14 protein-coding genes are annotated in these 20,354 nt (G+C 44.4%); 12 read left to right on the plus strand and 2 right to left on the minus strand.

The genetic code is table 11. The features are described from left to right. Window positions 1-177 precede the first annotated feature (177 nt). The 3 genes from ACJJI3_RS03160 to ACJJI3_RS03170 are packed head-to-tail and all read left to right on the plus strand — an operon-like array spanning window position 178 to window position 2,015. Entirely contained in the window at window positions 178-909 is a 732-nt protein-coding gene (locus ACJJI3_RS03160; RefSeq protein WP_108733516.1) for a DUF599 domain-containing protein, read from the plus strand. Continuing rightward, on the plus strand, window positions 896-1,231 hold the full coding sequence (locus ACJJI3_RS03165; protein WP_444941477.1) for a nucleotide pyrophosphohydrolase: 336 nt from the start codon (window positions 896-898) through the stop codon (window positions 1,229-1,231). The genes ACJJI3_RS03160 and ACJJI3_RS03165 overlap by 14 nt, the downstream gene beginning before the upstream one ends. Further along, the gene (locus ACJJI3_RS03170; RefSeq protein WP_444941478.1) at window positions 1,224-2,015 is read left to right on the plus strand and encodes a methyltransferase; all 792 of its coding nucleotides are present in this window, start codon (window positions 1,224-1,226) and stop codon (window positions 2,013-2,015) included. The genes ACJJI3_RS03165 and ACJJI3_RS03170 overlap by 8 nt, the downstream gene beginning before the upstream one ends. On the opposite strand, the gene ACJJI3_RS03175 is transcribed toward ACJJI3_RS03170, so the two are convergent. Beyond that, the gene (locus ACJJI3_RS03175; RefSeq protein WP_108733513.1) at window positions 2,012-2,521 is read right to left on the minus strand and encodes a DnaJ domain-containing protein; all 510 of its coding nucleotides are present in this window, start codon (window positions 2,519-2,521) and stop codon (window positions 2,012-2,014) included. The two genes, ACJJI3_RS03170 and ACJJI3_RS03175, sit on opposite strands and share 4 nt — an antisense overlap. A gap of 348 nt (window positions 2,522-2,869) precedes the next feature. On the opposite strand from ACJJI3_RS03175, the gene msrA reads away from it, so the two are divergent. The 8 genes from msrA to ACJJI3_RS03215 all read left to right on the plus strand — a co-directional run bounded on the left by msrA (window position 2,870) and on the right by ACJJI3_RS03215 (window position 14,897). Continuing rightward, complete coding sequence (gene msrA, locus ACJJI3_RS03180; protein WP_282932528.1) at window positions 2,870-3,493, plus strand: peptide-methionine (S)-S-oxide reductase MsrA; 624 nt, start codon at window positions 2,870-2,872, stop codon at window positions 3,491-3,493. 328 nt (window positions 3,494-3,821) lie between these two features. After that, on the plus strand, window positions 3,822-4,496 hold the full coding sequence (locus ACJJI3_RS03185; RefSeq protein ID WP_444941479.1) for a YopT-type cysteine protease domain-containing protein: 675 nt from the start codon (window positions 3,822-3,824) through the stop codon (window positions 4,494-4,496). 546 nt (window positions 4,497-5,042) lie between these two features. Beyond that, window positions 5,043-5,819, plus strand: a complete 777-nt coding sequence (locus ACJJI3_RS03190) for a hypothetical protein (protein WP_444917436.1) — start codon at window positions 5,043-5,045, stop codon at window positions 5,817-5,819. Window positions 5,820-6,855: 1,036 nt separating this feature from the next. Continuing rightward, the gene (locus ACJJI3_RS03195; protein WP_444941480.1) at window positions 6,856-8,223 is read left to right on the plus strand and encodes a DUF1254 domain-containing protein; all 1,368 of its coding nucleotides are present in this window, start codon (window positions 6,856-6,858) and stop codon (window positions 8,221-8,223) included. Window positions 8,224-9,113: 890 nt separating this feature from the next. Next, on the plus strand, window positions 9,114-9,893 hold the full coding sequence (locus ACJJI3_RS03200; protein WP_444941481.1) for a hypothetical protein: 780 nt from the start codon (window positions 9,114-9,116) through the stop codon (window positions 9,891-9,893). Window positions 9,894-11,156: 1,263 nt separating this feature from the next. Continuing rightward, the gene (locus tag ACJJI3_RS03205; protein ID WP_444941482.1) at window positions 11,157-11,993 is read left to right on the plus strand and encodes a hypothetical protein; all 837 of its coding nucleotides are present in this window, start codon (window positions 11,157-11,159) and stop codon (window positions 11,991-11,993) included. Window positions 11,994-12,518: 525 nt separating this feature from the next. Beyond that, on the plus strand, window positions 12,519-13,082 hold the full coding sequence (locus ACJJI3_RS03210) for a hypothetical protein (protein ID WP_444941483.1): 564 nt from the start codon (window positions 12,519-12,521) through the stop codon (window positions 13,080-13,082). A gap of 951 nt (window positions 13,083-14,033) precedes the next feature. Continuing rightward, window positions 14,034-14,897: a hypothetical protein gene (locus ACJJI3_RS03215; protein ID WP_444941484.1), complete on the plus strand. Its 864-nt coding sequence runs from the start codon at window positions 14,034-14,036 to the stop codon at window positions 14,895-14,897. 280 nt (window positions 14,898-15,177) lie between these two features. Here ACJJI3_RS03215 and ACJJI3_RS03220 read toward each other — a convergent pair whose 3' ends face one another. Next, window positions 15,178-15,786 carry a YopT-type cysteine protease domain-containing protein gene (locus ACJJI3_RS03220; protein ID WP_444941485.1) on the minus strand — a complete coding sequence of 203 codons (609 nt, stop codon included), beginning with the start codon at window positions 15,784-15,786 and terminating at the stop codon, window positions 15,178-15,180. Window positions 15,787-18,430: 2,644 nt separating this feature from the next. Between ACJJI3_RS03220 and ACJJI3_RS03225 the strand changes: the two genes are divergently transcribed. Further along, complete coding sequence (locus ACJJI3_RS03225) at window positions 18,431-20,338, plus strand: VCBS domain-containing protein (protein WP_444941486.1); 1,908 nt, start codon at window positions 18,431-18,433, stop codon at window positions 20,336-20,338. Window positions 20,339-20,354: the final 16 nt, after the last annotated feature.

The raw sequence follows: 20,354 nt of genomic DNA on the forward strand, positions 1-20,354 counted from the left end.
AAGACAGCTCCCTGGAGTTATATGAATTTTCTGGCCGGCCACTGCTGCCGGCGAAAGGGCGCTATTCTACCGCTTGCACACATTGGAAAGACAGTGTTGACAAGGATGCCAGTAGGGCGAAGACTTCGCTTGCCGAAGCTACGGCATAAATGTAGACGAACACGGAGATATTAGAGGTTGTCCTGGTTGGATATTGCCAGTGTCATTGGCTTTTTTATCACATGGGTGGGTTACACCGTTTTTGCGCGAAAAAAAGCCAAAGAAACCTGGTGCCTTACTTCATCGCTTCAGTGGTACCGCGTTGAATGGATGATGCGTATGCTCGATAGGGATATGCGCATGGCGGATACCGCTATTCTCAGTAACCTGGAGCGGGTCATTGGTTTTTTTGCCTCCACCAGTATTCTTATTCTGGCGGGTTTAGTGACGGCTTTGACGGCGAACAAGGCCGCCATCGAAGTGCTTACCAGTTTGCCTTTTGCGGAGCCCACCACCGTTGAGCAGTTTGAGCTCAAGGTGATGTTGTTGATCCTGATTTTTATCTTCGCCTTTTTCAATTTTACCTGGTCACTGCGCCAGTACTCCTTCGCCAATGTACTCATTGGTGCAGCACCGCCGCCGGAAACCGGTGATCTATCTGAGGAAGAGCGACGCCGGTTTGCCATCAGTACAGCCAAGGTGATTGACCATGCGGGCCACAGTTACAACTACGGTCTGCGCTCTTATTATTTCTCAATGTCAGTGCTGGGCTGGTTTATCCACCCAATCCTGTTTGTTGCCGGCTATCTGTTTGTTGTCTGTGTTTTATACAGGCGTGAGTTTTTGTCCCGCGCACTGAATTCAATTTTGGCGGCCCGGGAGGGCGGGCTGGAGCGCCAGCAGAGGAAAAAATTCGATGAAAGACCGTGAAATCCTGGCGGCTTTTGATGAAGTCTCTGAAATGCGCGGCTGGCAGTCACTGCATACCCCAAAAAACCTGGCCATGGCGCTATCTGTGGAAGTTGCAGAGTTAGGGCGACACTTTCAATGGTGCAGCGATAAAGATATCCATAATCTAATGGCAGGCGACAAGGCCGATCAAGTTGCCGCTGAACTGGCGGATGTTCAGATGTACTTGAGCAAACTGGCCGCTGTACTGGGGGTTGATATGGAAGAGGCGCTACAGCGCAAATTCGTCGAGAACCGCCGCCGATGCAATGAGGCTTTGCAAGGTGAGGGCTTCGATGGGTGACAGCCTGCGTAAAGATCGAAACTTTGACGATCTCGCTCACCGTTTTCGCAACCGTATCTACGGTGGCCTTAAAGGGGATATCCGTCTGGCAGTGCTCAACCGGGATCTGGCGCCGCTGCTGGGGAGCGAGCAGCGCACTCTAAGAATCGTTGACGCTGGGGGTGGCCAGGGCCATTTTGCGATGGATCTGGCTGAAGCGGGGCACGAGGTTTTCCTAGCCGATATCTCCGCGCAGATGCTTGAACTCGCGGATGCGGAAGTTCGCCAGCGCCATCTGCAAAAGCAAATGACCTTGCTGCATAAACCCCTGCAAGAATTGCCGCAGGTAGAAGCTCTAAAGGACGCCGACCTGGTAATTTGCCACGCTGTGCTGGAATGGTTGGAGCAGCCGCAACAAGCATTGCAGCAGCTGCGCAGCCTGTTAAAGCCTGGTGGGTATCTTTCGCTCACTTTCTACAATCGGCGTGCCCTTGAGTTCCGCCTATTACAACGGGGCAGCTTTCGCCAGCTGGACCGCAATATTGAAGGGGATAACTGGGGTGGCCACCCTGGCAGCCTCACTCCACAGAATCCACTTCTGCCGGAATGGGTGGAAGACTGGTTGACCGAAGCGGGCTTTTCCGTGGTTTGTCACAGCGGTATCCGCTGCTTCCACGACTTTATGACGCCATCAATCCGGGAAAAGTTGCCCGCGTCGGCCATTGTGGAAAAGGAGCTTGAATACTCCCAGGTGGACCCCTATCGGCAGTTGGCCAGGTATATCCACTTACTTTGTAAGGTTTAACCAAGAATGCTCAGTAGTAACTCCTTAGCGGCGTTGATACGCGATGCCAGGTAATCGTTGCCGCCGCGATCTGGGTGGAGTTTTTGGATCAATTTACGGTGTGCACTAATGATTTCATCTCTGCCAGCATCGGCGTCAACGCCAAGGATTCGGCGCGCTTCGTGTTCCGAGAGTGGCGGGCCCTCGGTGTTGTGTGGCGGAGGATGTTGAGTGGCCCCTGGATTTGGGCGCCTGTTTGAATACTTTTCAAACAGTGGCATCAACCAAGGTAAATAACGGGAGAGCTGACTGAGTAAACGGCCCAACACAGGAAGAATGAGCACGAGCGCTGCTCCTACCCAATGCAGGCGCCCGGTGATAGCCAGCACAACCACTATTGCGGCGACGCCGGCGATACAGGCCATAAAAATCTGCTTGCGCCGCTCCTGCGGTGAGCTAGATTTGATTTTTTGCCAGAGATACCAGGCACCGATGGCGATTAAAATCAGTAAGATTAAGCGCGCCAATGACGACTCCTTATAGTGTTGATCTGCCAATGTTTGTTCTGCGTATCATAGAGTCCTCTTAACTACTTGATTCGCGGATTAATATAGTAAGGGAGTCTCTGAATAATTCCGTAAGGTCTCTGCGGGTCTTGAAGGCTGCAGAGCTTATGCACAGCTAGCCAGCGAATGGCCAAGAGCTGCAAGGTAGCAGCTGTGGCCTTCAAGACCCGCCCTACGGGGCTTTCAGAGCGATTCACACTCTGAAAGCCAGAGGCACCACGGAATTATTCAGAGGCTCCCTAGATCTGGGAGGATAAGCGCCTTAGAGCTATCCTGACAAAAGAAAATACCTGCACTTGAGAAAACAGTATGCAATACGACAAATTTCAGATACCCGATGCGGACCAGGTGCTGCCCGGCCGGCCCCAGCCGATGGAGATCAGTGGCACCCACTTTGTAAATGGCAACACCATTAAAGAGCCATTCCCCGAGCACCTGGAAGTCGCCATTTTTGGTATGGGGTGCTTCTGGGGCGCAGAGCATGTGTTCTGGGATACGGATGGTGTGTTTGCCACTGCCGTTGGCTACACCGATGGCGCCACTGAAAACCCGAACTACGATGAAGTCTGCACCGGCCGTACCGGGCACGCAGAGGTGGTGAAAGTGATCTTTGATCCCAAAAAGGTGAGCTACGCAGAGCTCCTGCGGATCTTTTGGGATCACCATGACCCAACCCAGGGTATGCGCCAGGGTAATGATATCGGCTCCCAGTACCGTTCCTGTGTTTTCTGTCTGAACGAAGGCCAGAAACAGGAGGCGGAAGCGAGCAGGGCGGCTGTGCAGGAAGCGTTGGACGCCAAAGATCGTGGGTCAATCACCACCGAAATTAGCATGGCTCAACCGTTCTACTACGCCGAGGAGTACCACCAGCAATATATGGCTAAGAATGAAGACGCGGTTTGCCCAATTCTTCGCAACCCAATGCATGACTAAGAATTGATAGATTGCAGAAGCAGGCGGCGCGGTGGATGTCGCCTGTTTTCGCTATCTAGAACATGGTTACTTCTCCCCTTAGCTTTCCCTTTCTTCTAGATGCTCCCTGTATTTGGCTGTTATTAAATTATGGCCAAAATCTAAAAATTCCCACCCATTATCTAAAGTTCTGCCTAATTTTTGCCCGTAAGCTTATCACTTCTAACACGCTGCACTTGAGATTTCAGCAAGAGTCAATTTGAAGGGAAAAGAGCGTAAATGATATGCCTGCGTAAGAACTGTGTGCGTTTATTGCACTAACAACAAATTATTTGAGTAGTAGTAAAATATGTTTAATAGTGTTTATGATTTGGCTAGACAGCTTAACGGAGTGTGTACTTGGGATTTAAACCAAGCAGGGTCTGGAACGAGTGTCGGGTCTTGGCTTGGTTTTAATAGTATGTCCCAGTCCTTTTCTGCCGATTGGATCAAGCATCATGCTGATGACGACCATTTGGTTAATACCCTTGGCGGTGTCAAAGGTTGGAGTGGAGCGCATATTCCATTCAATGTTCATGCATATTTACGAATAAAGAGTAGGCAAGATGAATGGAGTAAGTCAGGTGACTGGGAAAAGTATTACCAAAGGTGGCTAAGTCTAAATGGGCTGAAGGTATTGTCTTGGGGGAAAAATAAAGGCAAAGAGTTTGGTTATGCACGACTAGAACTGGCGAAAATCAATGGTGCATATGCATCGATCCTATTAAGTTATTCGAGTATGAGGCGAGCAAATGAAAGAGTCGCCGATGCACACTCAATGGCCGCATGGGTAGGGGCTCCGACATTTAATCAGCTGCAGCAAGATGCACTTTTCTTTGATCCAAATTTTGGTGAATTTTGGTTTCAGGACCGAGAGCATTTTTTCATATTTTTTAATATATTGCTTACTCGATACTACAGGCCCAAGTTTGGTTATGACTCCTGCCTTATTGATAGAGTTTGGAAAAGTAGTTCTTGTAGGTGATATATTTCGTTTAACTCTAAAAATATTGAGAAGGAACTAATTTTGGGGGATTGCTAATGGCCTAGTAAGTGGACTTGCAACTTTGAACCAAAATGCCGGCTTTTAATTTAAAAAAGGTACCTCTATATCCCGTGGATTTAGACCTGTTTGAGTCCCATGGAGGTACCTTGATTATAAAATAGTCTCTGTAGGTAACCATACAATCGTCAGTAAGCTATGGAAGGTTGTACTTGATACCTGCGTAGGTATTAATGGTAGCAATATATTTAATGTCGATATTAAAAGGAGGTTAAAGGGTAATTAGTACTATATCTACTAGGGAGGGCTAACCTGTAGTTGAGCAATCTAGCCAATCAAACACCCTAGATGTCATGCAGGCGGAAATCCTTAGCATAAAATCCTCAAGGGCTGGGATCCAATAGGTCGCAGTTGATATATACGGTTCTCGTGGAAAAGGTGGCTAATAGTAGATGGTGTGTGATACCTGAAAGCTTCAGATTTTCGTAGATGTAAATAAATTAATGCTTGAAAAAAGGATTTGAATTTATGCACATTGATCGAATTGCGAGGATGTACGGTGGAGTAAAAACTTGGGCGTTTACACAGACTACAACACGATTGCGTGTTTACCCATGGTATGCAATCCATAGTCCAAAGGGAATTTGTGAAGGCCTATCGGCGAACTGGGTTAAGACGAATGCCCTGGATGAAACAAGCTTACCTGCTCAATTGGGGTTGTATCCGAAGCGAGTAAAGCTTGGACCGTTTACATATATAAGGTACCAGTCCTTAAATATAACTCATCTAATGAAAGTAGCAAAACAGTTTAAGGCCTGGAGAGCGACCGGTCGTCAATCTGAAGAAATTAAGGAATGGTTGATATGGCACGGCCTTGAATACAAGTTGGCTTGGAGTGATTCCTCTGTAGATAGAATGGCTGCTAATAGGGTTGAGATTATACCGGGACAGCCCCGGCCTGCACTAAGACGGGAGCCCCCAAATAATATTGCTTTATCATTGCAGCTACGCAATTTATATGATGCATATGCAATGATAACTTTCGGAGGGCGCATTAAAATGGGGATGTTTTCGATGGGAGCGGCGCACAGTGTGGCCGCTTGGCTGTCTAACCCCAATGTCCCGTGGCGTACGGAGGTGGGAGCACTATTTTTTGATCCCAATTACGGTGAGTATCGTTTTTCAACCAGAGATGATTTCTTCCGCTTTTTTGAAAGCTATTATCGGACTGCTTATATGTCTGGGGGGAGTCAATACACGGGCTACTGGGCAGTTGATGCTTACGTAAAAAGGTATGTTGGATGACGTTATGTAAAGATTTTTGTAATGACAAATAAGCTATGTGAAAGATGCCAGCCGCTAACTGGCTGGTATCGGCTGCTATTTAGTTGCGTATTTACGTTGTTTCTGAGGGTGTCAGTCTATATTTTACTTTGTAAATTTGTGTGAAATGTAATTGGTTATAAGATCCGTACGCCATAGCTATAAGTCTGTATGTTTAAATTGACGTTTGATTATCCGTAGTATTGGTGTGTCCCTTTCAAATCGTAAAAGCGATTGAATATTGTCTCTAGAATTCCCACATTTGTAATTGGCGTCTCACAACCAGTGGCTCTGCTCAAAAGTTATCATTTGCTTCCGGTTAGCTCGTCATCAGGAGAATCCACTTTAAGATGGGTGCACTGTGAGAGATTGTGCGCAGAAGTAACCCAGGAGAACAATGGTTACATACAGCTTCATACAACTCATAATTAAAGCTATTGTTTCGCCGGAAGATGTTTTCTTGAAGCGTTTAGGTTGGTTGGTATAAATAATATTTCTGAATTAACCGTATGGACGAGCAACTTTGTATTTTGGTAATTATTTTGTGTGTTTATTTGTTGGGTAGGATTATTTCTTTGCTTTTTTATGTTTGGGGTGGGAGTTATAGATACTCTGCTGGAATATAGGTTTGCGAATAAGTGCGTTATACGACATCAAGGTAGATGGTGCTTGAAACTGTAAATTCTATACGTTTTTGGGATAGGTTTTGTGGTCTGCGGAGTTAAATCTTGGTGGACTTTATAGGTTGCAAGTTTCCGCAGATAGATGCTTGCGCCTGTTAGTAATTGTGATAATGTATATTGATGGATTGAAAGGTTGCGAAAATGTGGCCTTTAGATGCAATATTGGGTGTGCAGCTACAAATGCTTCACCTAAGAAAATAATAAAAATTAATCGAGTACTGAGGAATCTGGAGCCTAATTCCGACCTAATTCAGGTGACTATTTTTTGTTGCCTTATATGTATCGCTAGCGTTATAGGGGCATAATTTTATTCAATAACAAGTACATAATAATCTATGAATAAATTTACTGGTGTCTTGGTGGTTGCAGTTTTTCTAGGGGCGATCATTGGCTGGTATAGTTTTAAGATTATAAAACAAGGAGCTAACGCCTACTTGTTTGCTTACCCTTTGGTAGTGATGGAGGCTACCCGTCAAAGTATGGCTGTCGACTTCGTATCTGGAAGGGAATCTAACCACCTATACCATATGCGCAGTTTTCCTGATCATACCTTTCGAAATGTGGTAAGACCCAATAATGATACGCTTTACAGCGTTGCATGGTTTGATCTTACTGATGGTCCCATGGTTATTTCTGTGCCAGCGATGGAGCGCTATTACATACTGCCATTTATGGATGCTTGGACCAATGTTTTTGGTAGCATAGGTACTTCCTCTAATAATGGTAAATCGGGTGAGTATTTATTGGTTGGGCCCGAGTGGAGTGGTTCAGTACCGGATGATCTTGAGGTTATTCGTTCTCCTACTTCAATGGTGTGGATGATAGGCCGCATTGAAATCTATAGTTATGAGGATGTAGCCAATGTAGCTACCCTCCAAGAAGGATTTGCAATTACCCCCTTGTCTCGCTGGCCTGACGGTGAATCGTTTCCATCAACGGTAATTAGCGAGAGCCGGATTAATCAGCATGATAACCCCAAGGCTTTTGTCGACAAGCTTTCTGTCGACGAGTTTTTTCAGCAATTTGTTAGCTTGTTGCGAAAACAGGCCATCGTGCCCAAGGACCCGCTTGCATTAAAAAATTTAATGCGCTTTGATTTGCTGGCTAAAAATGATTTCTCGCTGGATAGGCTGCCTTGGTGGCGGCGTGTGGCTCTTACTATGGGATCCACTATTGCTAACCAGCGTCTTCATGAGGCAACTGAAAGCAGGCGACAAGATAACCATGAAAATGGTTGGAGAGTCTGGCGGGATACGATTGGTGAGTATGGCACCAATTATGCCACTCGTGCGGGCGTTGCCATGGCGGGCCTTGGTGCGCTAAAACCGGATGAAGCAGTATACCCAACGACTTACGTGGATAGTCGGGGAGAATTTCTCGATGGAGAAAACAGCTATCGACTGGTATTTCCTTCAACACCACCAGGTAATGCCTTTTGGTCCCTGACGCTCTATGATGTTGATGGCTACCTGGTGAATAATCCGATAAATCGCTACCTTCTCAGTAGTCGAGACCCCTTGATCGTTGGCCCGGATGGGGCCTTGAGTATTTTTATCGCCAATAAGGCACCGAAAGGGGACATTACAAATTGGCTGCCCTGCCCAAAAGGTGAGTTCAGCTTAACTCTTCGTATCTACAACCCATCGGATACCTTTTTGAGTGGCAAATGGATAATGCCGGGAGTCGAGAAGCTCCATCATTAATGAGCGATGAGTTCAGTATGGTTATAATCGCACTTCTTAATAAACTCTTACTCAACAATTCAAACTCTCGGTGCCTAACTGATTTTAGTAATGGGCTAGTTGCTGAATAATCCCACGATGCCTCTACGGCACTTAAAGGCTACAGAGGCTAGGCCGCACTCACTGTGGATAAACTTACCATTGTAAGAGCTGTAACGTGTTACCGTTAAGCCTAGCGCTATGGAGTTTTCATGGCGATCCACACCCCGCATTGCGACCTATTGAAAGGTCTAGGTCTTCTTGCAAGGCCGTGCATAGATTGTGGGCTGCTCTGAAATCTGGATGCATCATGGAATTACTCACAGCCGCCCTGACCCAGATCTACCAACACGCAGATCCTTAGTATGCCTGCATAAACAACGAGTACAAGCTGATATAGGGATAGGAGGCAACCTTTGCTGAAGTAACTGATTTTCAGATATTTACTTAATTACTTTATGGTAAAAGCTTTAGAAATGTTTGGATGGACAGTACTTGTTATAGCGAAGAACTTGAGAGTATATAGAGGGTGGAGGGCTATGGAAGAAAATTCTTTGAAAAAGAATAAAATAACAGTAAATACTATTTGACGTGACTATTAAAGCATCGGCTATCAATTTTTAGGGTAAGATTGACTTTATAGCTTTGGGGTAGCAATAAAAAAGGGTGTTAATGGTACTCAGCTTTATCTTTGAGTTTATAGAAACGCACTACAGCTTGCTTTCACAAGTTAATTATCGGCAGCATATTTTTATGCTTTGGGCTGTTTTTTTTCAATATGGGGCATATTTTCATTAAGGCGTTGAGTTGCAAAGATCTTTTAAGGTATAAGAAAAAATTAACCTTGATTAAATGGGAGATGAATTGACTCTATGACAAACTTAAGAATATCTACAGGAATTTCTCAAAAAAAGCCTTCAGAATCCTTGCAGAGAAATAAAGACGAGAGGGTAGTTGTAAAAGATAGGAGGTTGAAATTTTCTAGGTTGATTGGCTATGGATTATCTTACAATAATTATAGTTTGCGTTTTCCAAATGCTTTTAAGGCTGTTGCCAGTCAAATACAGGCACGAAATAAGTCTGAAAAAATTCCGCCGACAGATGCTGCTGATAAAGAAATTGCGGAGATTATGGCCGATTGTAATACGAAGCAAGCTACTGGCTTGAATGTGATTTTTAAGCCTATCCTTGAAAGCCGCATAAGAGAGCTTGAAGATAATGTAGGTGGGTTGGTTAACTTCAATTTGGCCGGCAAGCAAATAACTGCTCAAAGTGTACCTACCTCCAAATATAAAACGGTTAACCCGGAGCAGGTTAGTCATCTTTGTTCCTCGTCTTTTGCTCCTTGTACTCCCGTGGTTGTATTTGATAAGAATGGTCAATGTACCCTTGCTCACTATCTTGGCATTATAGTATCTAGAGATGGTGGGCTTAGCACGGATATTTTAAATATAGAAAGTGGTAGTGAGGTATTTATTGTTAGAAGACCGGGATCAAAAAGAAATTATGTTAGAGCCTCCGCGATAGCTAAAGCAATTGAAAAGACAGGAAGGAATGTTAACATTATCGATCTGGATAATTCAGCAACGAATGTAAGCGTTTTGTTAAATACTAAAAATAGAACCTTGTTGGTCTATGGTACGCTGGGATGACCTGGGAAGGATTAGGGAGTCCTAGGTTCAATTAGTTTAGATTTGATCTGACAGTTACCGATTTTTTATAAGGTGTTCTGTCAGGTCTAATTCAGTTTACGAAGTTTTATTTCCTGATACTTTTACCCCCTGCAAGGGTTGTCATCGGTGTGCGCTCACAATACTTTGTTCCTGTCCAGTGCGATCATTATGGTAATATACGAACTATTTTTCCAAATCCTTTTGTAGCTCTTCTATTAACCCATAGATCTATCGTTGTAATGAAGGCTGCTAGAGTTCTTTTAAAATGTTTTTTGCGGCGTGAACGGATGTATATTCGCTTGTGGATGTTTTATTCCATTAATACTTAAGTACAACTGATAATTATGCTGCCCCAGCGTTCCGCAATATCCAGTACTCTGGCCAGATAGGGTATGCAGTACCGGCAGGTTATTTATGATGGGAAACGACAATACTCGATTGTTCAAAGAAGTTACTGCCGTGATTTGTGCCTTAGTGGTGCACAGATAGCAATGGGTAACCTTTGCATGGGTATTGACAAACGACGCGTTGATAAACACGTTCAAGATCCTTAAGTGTCCCCTGCGAGCTTGGATGGCTGGGGCGTTAAGCATCAATTTCACTTGAGGTTGCAGTCACGCTGCATTCTTTCCAAAGCTTGAATCTGCGATTCCACTAGGCTCACCCCCTTCTCAACTACCTTGGCTTTAAGCGCTTTTGATCACAGTTGGAATTTGGCTTGGTTATGTTCAAGCCTGTTGCGTCGAACACAGCTGGGAGCCGCAAGTAGGCCACGCTTGCGTAGTTCATCTCAGTTTCGAATCTGCCCACGAGCAGGCTCTTGAAGGGCAGATGACGTCAATCTTGTCCAATCGACGGATACCTCCTCAAAGGCTCTTTTAGTGAGAGTGGGCTCCCTATTAGGGGGGGGCGGAATATTGGTTGTGGTGATGAAGGGGATGGCTATCTCTATTTTGTGGTTAGTTCCAGTCGGACGTGTCATTAAGCACAGCTTTTAAACTAGATAGAGGTTCAACCTCAGCCTTGATTCGCTGAGCGTCCGAGCTGCCCGCACCTAAAAATCGGTGCCAGGGAACTCATTTAAGCTCAAAATTTAAAAATTTAGGGCCGTTTGTGAAAGATCCAGAAAGTTGAATAGGGGTAAAATTCAGCTTGAGCAAAGGGTTGATGTTAAGCCCTTCAGGTTAAAGTGGCCTATCTGACATCCTTTCCAGTAAAAATGAACTGTATATGGAGTGAAAAATGCCCCCAGAATTACCCATTGGTAGCGCCACAAAAAAGCAGGCTGTAACGAGTGCGCCTGGCGATAATGATCGCGGCCAGGCTCGTCATTCACAGAATAGAGTGGCGGATAGAAGGCGTGAAGCGCAGGCTGAGTTAGGGAAACAGCTCAATAATGCGGGGCAGCCTCAGGGGGGGGATAAAGAAATAGAGCCTAAAAATCCTATACTTGTGTCCGCTTCCGATAGTATAAGATCAGCTAATGTAGCCCCTTCCAGCAACCCTCGGGCGCAAATGTTAAAATCTATAGGCTTTCTAAGAGAGTCCTTTGGCAATGGTCCGCATCTTCGAGGGTGCTGTGGACCTTTTAGTGAGCTTATTGCAAACAAGCTTAATGAGCAGTTCCAAGATGTGTCAGCAAAAGTCTATCAATTGGCAGATGCCTTGCCCGGCAATAACGCTAGGCATGCGATATGTATAGTCCGGGATAAAAAGAATCCGAATGAATTATATTTAGTTGATGCAACAGTTAAACAATTTGATTCACGTAAATCGGATCGATCGCCGACTCCTGTTAAAGGTGGAGGCTTCACGGATGAGATTAATAAGAAAATTGAGGAGTTGCGTGAGCTGGGTTTCACTAGATTAACGGATGAATTTGCAAAAATTTATGCAGATTTTTTTAATTCCAATGATAAGAAGTGGCATGAGCGGGATAGTGCAAAGTTGCCAAGGTCGTCAGAATTTATTATTAATAGGTTGGCGACTCAAGGTAAGTTCGTTAGAAATTTATTTGAAGGGGATGAGGCTGCAGCGGACAGGTGGAGAAAAAAGGCGGTTGATATATTTTTAACTTGATGTGTTTCTTTAATGGTAGGGTGTTACAAAGTGGTTTTTAAGAGAGGTGAAAGTGCTGGCATGTATGTAAATAATAAATCCAAGTATCGACCACCTCTAACATTTAATAATAAGAAATAGTTTGGTTGAACGGGGCGTGCTTTCGGTGGTTTCAGGCATTCAATATGTAAAGGTAATGGACTTTGGGTCGATTTCTACTGGCTATTGAGCATAGCTGACATACTTGGTGTGTGGCGTAAAGAGTCAGCATAGTCGGATGTCTCATTAAGTGTAGTTTTAAATTAGATGGAAGTTAAATTTTCTGGCCTGGCTTACTGCGTACCAGAACTGCCTGTATCTAAAAATCGGTGCCAGGGAACTCATTTAAGCTCAAAATTTAAAAATTTAGGGCCGTTTGTGAAAGATCCAGAAAGTTGAATAGGGGTAGAATTCAGTTTGAGCAAAGGGTTGATGTTAAGCCCTTCAGGTTAAAGTGGCCTATCTGACATCCTTTCCAGCAAAAATAAACTGTATATGGAGTGAAAAATGCCCCCAGAATTACCCATTGGTAGCGCCACAAAAAAGCAGGCGGTAACGAGTGCGCCCGGCGATAATGATCGAGGCCAGGCTCGTCATTCACAGAATAGAGTGGCGGATAGAAGGCGTGAAGCGCAGGCTGAGTTAGGGAAACAGCTCAATAATGCGGGGCAGCCTCAGGGGGGAAATAAAGAAATAGAGCCTAAAAATCCTACATCGGTTACTGCTGTCGATAAAAGAGAAGAGGTGTCTTCTCTTGCCAAAAATAAAGAGAAAGAAAGTGGGCTGCCGGAGAACCCACCCTCTACTGAGAAATCTTTAAAGAATTGGCATAATTTCACGAAGGATGAAAAAAGTGAGAAGGTGGAAGAGCTTGCTAAGGAGTATAAAGCGAAATTCGAGAAGCCTCCAACAAAGTTTGCGTTCGAGTTAGTGCGTGAACCTGAACCTGAACCTGAACCTGAATTTGAGCTTGAATCTGACTATGACTCCGATTGTAGCTCTGAGGCGGAGGTTAATCTCTTTAATGAGAATGGTGAGGCTGGAGAAGATGCGTTCACCTATTTACGTTAGCGTTAGCCCCGGCAAAACCCAATATTCTTGGCGTTAGCAAAGGGGGATAGCTTGTGCTGGCTTCGGCCCCAAGCAATCCCCCAAGCACATTGATAATCATGGTGTGATAGCTGATAGGTCTTCATTGTTAATGAGGTCTATCTGACAACTCTTTCTAATCAATATGTACTGTATGTGGAGTGAAAGAGGCTCCTTAACTATCGGAAGTGGCAAAAAAACAGGCGGTAACGGGTGCGACTTCTGATAATAATTGAGGTCAGGTCCAGAATTCACGGCTTAATCTGCTAGAGCAAAAATAAGAAAAGCTGGATAAGCTGAAAAAGCAATTTCTTAATGTGAGCCAGCTCCCCGAAAAAAGTAAAGAAAGGGATGCTAAAAATCCTGTATCTATTCCCTTTGCCAGTAAGATTTCTGCCTCTAAGCGATAATTGCTGTTTAAAACAGATGCAGAGCGCAAAAACAAATATGAGGGGGCGCAAGCAATTTTTTCAAAGCATAAAGAATCAGATAAGCCTCGATTGAATGTTCATTCAGTAGCGGTAGAGGTGCAAAGTCCGAATAAGCCCGCCCCTGAATAGGAGGCTTTTAATTTTAATCCGACACCAATTTATATGTCGCCTGTCCTGCAACCTACTGTGATTGCGGAGCGGAAGGCAATGGAAGAATTCATTAAAAGCTTCAATCATGAAAAAATATAACACTTGAGGAGTGCTCAAAAGGATTCAGAATGGATCTCCTTGAAACCCTGAAAAGGAAGGTGAACCGGCTAAAAATTTGGAGCCCTCAGGCACCAAGTATTGCTTAGATGAGCTGTATTGGGCTATGGAAGAAACGAAAAATGATCCCAGCTCCTTTAAGGCAAGCATTGGGGTTATTGATACTATTAAGTCTATATTTTTAATTTAACAATCAGATATCACTATTAGATTGGCATTGTAGCCAAGGAAAAAAATGAGCTATCCATTTTCAAAAGTCAATAGTAAGCAAACCGCTCCCGCTAACAGAGTAGAAGCCCATACAGCAAGAGGGGTAACAAAGTCCACAAGGTTTGGGTGGGTAAGGGAAAAGCTATTTTCCAGGATGGGTTTGGTAAGCAAAAAACCGCTCGCAATGACTAAAGCTCCATCAGCGATAACACCAAAGAGTGTCGGCGCAGAAGGGGAGGTTTCTTCTTCCTTAAAAAACGATAAGGCGCAGAAGGAGGCGGCAGTGCAATATAAAAGCTATTTGGCTGAAGTTAAAGAGAGATCCGCAAAGGCAGAAGCACTTTTTTTCTCAAAGTACCAAGAGTTAAAAAACAAGCTTGTGGATATTATGAGCGGAATTGTGGAGCGCGATAGTCCGGATGTACGCGTTGTGGAGTCAGAGTTTGACGCGGTTGAAATTGAAGAGGTTAACGCTAGGTTGAATGGTATTCCGTGGGGAGAAAGGTTGAAAATAGAACGAGAATTGTCGGAGGCAAAGAAATCCCTTTTGGCAAGCTTTTATTATAAAGAAGATGCAAATGTCTTCGATTATTCAGTGGAATTTAGGAGTGAAGTTATTGAAGTCCTTAAAGAGAAGTTTGAGAGTTCGGACAATAAACGGCGTACGCTTCACATTAATTCGTTGCAATGGGCTAAAAAGAATGTCCATAAGCTTGATTTTTTTGAGAGGACCATTGATATTATTGATAAGGAGCAGAAAGAAATTGGACATAAGCTAACTCCAAAACAGCAAAAGCAGCGAGGAGTAATCAAGATAGTGGCAGATAATCTAAAAAGAATTGATCGTCGACCCAATCAGTCTCTTTATGAGCTGTATCATGGAATATAAATTGTTCTGTAAATATTGTTACCTTCAGGGTTAGTGGTGTTTGTGGTTAGGCCCCTCAGATAATCCTCTCCTTCAATAGCAGGAATGCCGGACGGTTTTTACCGAAACACTTCAAGGCCAATTATAATTGTTCTCGTTGATTCAACAGGATTGATTCTTGCTTGGTCTTGTAGTCGCTTGTTTTCCTGGCGGCGTTCTGTCAGGTCGGGCCCGAACTAATCCGGTTAAATTGCTAGGGTTCGCTGGAGTTTCTAGCGAGCATGCGTCCAGCGACCCGCTTTTACCTATTTCTTACCCAGCAAATTTTCCATGAGTCATATTCAGCATCAGTGTTATATATGGTGCTAATCAGCAGGTGAAGAAAAGTAGAAAATTTATCTCCAGATCCAAACTGGAGTTCACCAATATTGGGGTCGAAGAAAAACAGTCCATCATCACCGGAGAGCCATGCGGAGGCCGTATGGGGAGTACTTTTATCCTTCTTTGAGTAAAAGACGATTATCGCGCAGCAACTATTTGCCGCTGATATAGTCTCTGGTAGGGTGCCCAGTTCCCCGCCTTTCCACTCAAGATGCAGATTGTTCAATCCCAGTAGTTGCAAATAATGGTCCCAAGAGCCGGGCCCTAGCTGTGAATGGACATCTAAATGTGTAATATAACTATAAAAATTGTCATTGAATGAAATATATTCTCCTTTATCAAAATAACCGCCCAGCCTATGGTGTAAATGCTTACCATCGGAACGATATTTAACCCAATGGGCGCTCAAGCATACACAGGCGCTAAACTCCTTTTTTACGCCCAGCACAGGTAGACCCTGATCAAAATCCCATGCAAGCCTGCCTTGAAACTGACGCGCCAGTTTGAGCGCACACCCTCTACCAGCCATTACTTAACCCTTTAATTGCTAATGCCGCTATTAACACCTGCTCTCTCCAAATGCAAAATCTAAGGCGTCTCTGAAAGCCCCGTAGAGATATTACGGAATTTTTCAGAGGCTCCATAGGTTCTTCGAATTAACTTAAAACCATACCCTCATGTACACTGCGGCTTGACGCCTTTAAACAACATAACGTGACACGACAGGTCCATCCAGGGGGGGCAAATAACTCCGTGATACCACTAAAATAATATCGGGCTAGCTGTCCCTGAAGAAAAAATGTGTACCCTACATTCCTTAAATGGGAATATCTTTTGATATTGGACTGATATTTTTATATTTTGGACATTTATTTGATCACTCCCCGGCCAACGGTTTTGTTAGTGGTGTAAGGCTTTGGTGTAATTGTTTGAGTTGAACAGTGGGATTGAGCAGTCGGGTCGAGTGATATCAGCACTTGATACCGCCGCTTCAGCGTGGCTGGCAGACGGGGGCTATACTTTCGGCTTGTTTTGCGGCGGGACATCAGGCCTGGATACCTTAGCTATCGCCAGGTGTGAGGGGTGTTCCAGGGGCGGGGAGTCTCCGAATAATTCTGCGTTATCTCTGTCTTTCAGTGCGGTTTATAATCAGGATAAGACTTTACAGGAGCCTATGGATTTTTAAGTGGTGCAACGCTGGGCGTAAACCGATCAAAAAGTCCCCGAATGACACCTTGTAGATTGTATCTGCTGCATTGCTCCTTGTAAGAAGGACTGCGAGCCGGGCCTAATATCGTTAACCTTCAAGGTTCGCAGGCGGGGGCGAAAGTTCTCACGGTCTCCTCATTCAGGTTGTTAATCATGACTTCACTTGAATGGAGTACAAAATTGCCCGGTTCCTGATTGACACTGTTCAAAAATCATCCCAAGTTAAATGTACTCTCTGGGTGCGGGGGAATCCATCAGGTGCTTGCAAATTATAGGAGCTGAAATCATCCCAATATAGAGACGTAGAATCGGGCTTGGATATAACTGATGGGGTCAATGGATCCGATTCTCTCAAGTCCGCATTAAAGTGCGGATACTTTCCTTTGCAAGGAGCCTCTTTAGCTTTGTCTGGAGTGGTACTTTTTAAGGGTGGGTTCTCAAGTGACTTAGTTTTTAGCGTGCTGTTTATTTTCTTAAAGTCACTTGAAAATAATATCCTTGATTTCGTAAGTGTACTCTTACATAAGACTATTTTCTTTGGAAGGTTGAAAGCTATCTTCTTGGGACTCAACAGTTGCGTGGAGGCAAAAGCAATTTTCTTACACTTGCTAACTGCTTTTGCGAAATTGCTCGTATGTTCACGATAGGTATTTCGCGCCTGGCCCACCTGTTTTAGTGGGCCAGGCTTCGTGGCTGTTAAGCTTTTTATGGGCATATGTCGCTCCGCGCGATTGGTTCCTGAGGGGCGGCCGTTTAGGTCTATCAATAAAGTTTTAGTAGGGCAATTACGCAGCACCTATAATAACCAAGTTTTTATTTTTGTTGTACCTTTTAGTGGATCTTTTTAGGGCTTAGGTGTGGTTTCGGTTTGAGTCTAAATTTGTTAGGGAGCCTCTGAATAACTCCGTGATATCTCTGGCATGCAGAGCGGTTCACAATCAAGGCGCGGCTTCGCAGGAATGTCTAGACCTTTCAAGAAGTCGCAACGCGGAGTGTGCATCGCTCTGCAAGCCCCGAAGGGCGGGCCTTGAAGGCCACAGCTGCTGCGTTGCAGCTCTTGCAAAGGGCTACGGCCATTCACGGCGAGCTGCGCCTAACATCTGCAGCCTTCAAGACCCGCAGAGGCATTACGGAGTTATTCAGAGGCTCCTTAGCTAAGTCCAATAGTTCGCAGGCTGAGGGGGGGGGATTTGCTTGGTTCCCAGGAGTTCTTAATCCCGGGGTGCAATTTCTGAACCCGCCTGGGCTTACACAGAGTCGTAACGCCTTAAAGGTGTCACCTTTAAGGATGTAAAGCTCGTATCTATGTAGATATAGAAGCTACAGTCTGTCGCGAGCGACTTAAAATAGGTATGGCCAGAGTCCCGCCTAGAAAAGCCATTATCGAGCCCGTTTTAAATACCATGGGAGATTTTTGTGAGCGAGGGAGCTTAGAAAATACAGCAATTGCGACCCTAATTTCTCAAAATCCAGCTAGTAGGCACAGTTAATTTAGCCAGTAATGCATAGCGTCTGCACATTGTTGCCTGTGACTTATGGATTGGAACTTATACATAACTCAATTTTAATGCTCTCGCGCCAGAGGTGTATAGAAAGTTGCTACGTTAGGGTAATTAACCTATTGCAAGATCTCGATCCGATATCGCTTTGCCATGATAGCTTGCTAGTGCGGGAGTCAACCGGCCCGCATTAGCAATTGAATAGAGGATCTTGCTTTTATCAAAAAAAGCCCAAAAACTAAAATAACCGCATCAAAACCTAAAGCGCTTGACGCCAAATGAATAAATAATGGCGGCCTATAAGGTGATGTAGAACGCTCTATAGAAATGAATAGAGTTTCTAATTATAGCTAGTATTGGATACGGCTAAACATATTCCGTACGCTAATAACAAAACTGGTTCACATTTTTAGGCCGTATCCTTACTTGTTCACGGGCTCCTTATAGTTTAATCGAGGGAAAGGCATGGTGAAAAATCTTAGGCTTGCTTCAGCATTTATTATTTGTGTTTTATTGGCCTCTTGTGGTGGAGGTGGTAGTTCTGGGTCAGAGGCCACAGGCTCAGACAGTGCTTCATCAAGTGGTTCGGGCTCAGGCGGTTCAGGCGGTTCGGGTTCAGGCGGTTCGGGTTCAGGCGATTCAGGCGGGGATGGCACAGGTTCAGATGATAGTGGAAGTTCATACACTATAGATGGTGGATCAGGCAGTATTAAAGAGGATTTGGAAGAGGAGATTACAGGGGAACTCAAAGACGTAAATGGTAAGGATGTGACATTTGATTCAGGTACTTTCCAAGGTGATTATGGAGAGTTTTCGGTCGATTCGAGTGGGCACTGGATCTATGCTATTGACGAAGAGTTGTCTAACCCCATTGCTGGGGGGCAAACTGCTAAAGACTCTTTTCAGGTGGGGATAGTTGGAACTGATGATACAGCTACTGTTTCTATTAGTGTGTTAGGGTTTGATGATCCTTACGCGTTGAACATTAAAAGCCCCCTGGCAACCCTGTATGTAGAAAAGGTAGAATTTTCTTCTGGTAATCTCACTATAGATGACGTTGATGGTAATACGCCCAATTTTACAGAAGAAAAAGTTCGGGGGGCATATGGTGACCTCGAAATTTTCAGTAACGGATATTGGGAGTATTCTCTCACAGAAGCCTCCCAAAGTTTAGAGGTCGGCGAGTCGGTCCAGGATATCGTTGATATTAAACTGAGTGATGGTGCCTCTCACCCTGTAGTGTTTGAAATAAAAACGGTAGAAAATACGGAGCGTAGCGTCGTATTTATTTATATGGAGTTTGATGATAAGTCGGCACTGGAAACCTACAGTATACCTGATTTGGCTGATTTGTTTTTCAATAATGATGACTCCATATCTACGATATTTTCAAATAATTCTCTGGGTCAATATGAATTTATTCGGCACCGTGTAAATGATAAGTCCCTGGATAATTATTGTTATGGGAACCCTGGCCAAGAGAAGAGCTCATTAGACTGTATTGTTTATCAAGTCCCTGACAAAATTAATGGCGATGCGCTCAGTTATAAGGAGCTATATGAGCGTGAGCACTTGGGTGGTGAGTATACAGATGGAGGATTGACGTTCAGCAAGGAAGCCGCTGCATGGGCTAAAGCTACTTATGTCGATGAAAACAATGAGCCATTGGACTTAAATAAATGGGACCATTTGGTTTACCTTTTTCCTGAGTCTATATTTGGACTTGCGGTTTTAGGTACCGCCTCTAATGGCGGTAACTGGACAATGGTGGGGCTGCAAAATGGTTCTTCGGAAATAACCAAGCTCACTTTTATGCATGAGATAGGCCATAATATGCGATTTGGCCATTCTGGTGTAGACCGTAACAATGACGGCCAAGTGGATGTTGGCGCAAATTACTCTGGAACCGGTGAGATAATGGGAAACACCTGGAGCCAGGTGTTTGGCAGCGGCCATCGAGACTTACTGGGCTGGTATGACCTGTTTCCAGAATACACGCAAACAATAACGCCGGTTGCGGGTATGGTCCAGACGGTTGAGCTGCAGGCAATACAGCTTCCATTAAATGAGCTATCAAAAGAATTGCCGCAACAAGTGAAGATTAGCAGCGCGAACAACAACCATGGGAATGACAACTATTATATTAGTTATCATATCGAACACGATATCATGAATTCAAGTCTCTGGAATGTTGGCCATATAACCATTAGCTACTTACCCAACAATGATTTCTCGCCAGTATATACGCGTGTTTCTACTCTGAAGGAGTTTGGAGATGATTTTATTGATTACAATAATGGGCTTAAAATAAAGTTTGAAGCAAAAGATATCAGTAAAAATACTGCAACGATATCAATAACTTATAACGACTAGACAGATTCGGAAAGTT

This window comes from Microbulbifer maximicatervae (SeqCode) (assembly GCF_052466985.1).

Excerpts from the sequence above, each read along its gene's own strand:
- ACJJI3_RS03170 (WP_444941478.1), top strand. The coding sequence starts at position 1,224 with ATGGGTGACAGCCTGCGTAAAGATCGAAACTTTGACGATCTCGCTCAC.
- ACJJI3_RS03195 (WP_444941480.1), top strand. The coding sequence starts at position 6,856 with ATGAATAAATTTACTGGTGTCTTGGTGGTTGCAGTTTTTCTAGGGGCG.
- ACJJI3_RS03190 (WP_444917436.1), top strand. The coding sequence starts at position 5,043 with ATGCACATTGATCGAATTGCGAGGATGTACGGTGGAGTAAAAACTTGG.
- msrA (WP_282932528.1), top strand. The coding sequence starts at position 2,870 with ATGCAATACGACAAATTTCAGATACCCGATGCGGACCAGGTGCTGCCC.
- ACJJI3_RS03205 (WP_444941482.1), top strand. The coding sequence starts at position 11,157 with ATGCCCCCAGAATTACCCATTGGTAGCGCCACAAAAAAGCAGGCTGTA.
- ACJJI3_RS03200 (WP_444941481.1), top strand. The coding sequence starts at position 9,114 with ATGACAAACTTAAGAATATCTACAGGAATTTCTCAAAAAAAGCCTTCA.
- ACJJI3_RS03225 (WP_444941486.1), top strand. The coding sequence starts at position 18,431 with ATGGTGAAAAATCTTAGGCTTGCTTCAGCATTTATTATTTGTGTTTTA.
- ACJJI3_RS03220 (WP_444941485.1), bottom strand. The coding sequence starts at position 15,786 with ATGGCTGGTAGAGGGTGTGCGCTCAAACTGGCGCGTCAGTTTCAAGGC.
- ACJJI3_RS03165 (WP_444941477.1), top strand. The coding sequence starts at position 896 with ATGAAAGACCGTGAAATCCTGGCGGCTTTTGATGAAGTCTCTGAAATG.
- ACJJI3_RS03210 (WP_444941483.1), top strand. The coding sequence starts at position 12,519 with ATGCCCCCAGAATTACCCATTGGTAGCGCCACAAAAAAGCAGGCGGTA.
- ACJJI3_RS03185 (WP_444941479.1), top strand. The coding sequence starts at position 3,822 with ATGTTTAATAGTGTTTATGATTTGGCTAGACAGCTTAACGGAGTGTGT.
- ACJJI3_RS03215 (WP_444941484.1), top strand. The coding sequence starts at position 14,034 with ATGAGCTATCCATTTTCAAAAGTCAATAGTAAGCAAACCGCTCCCGCT.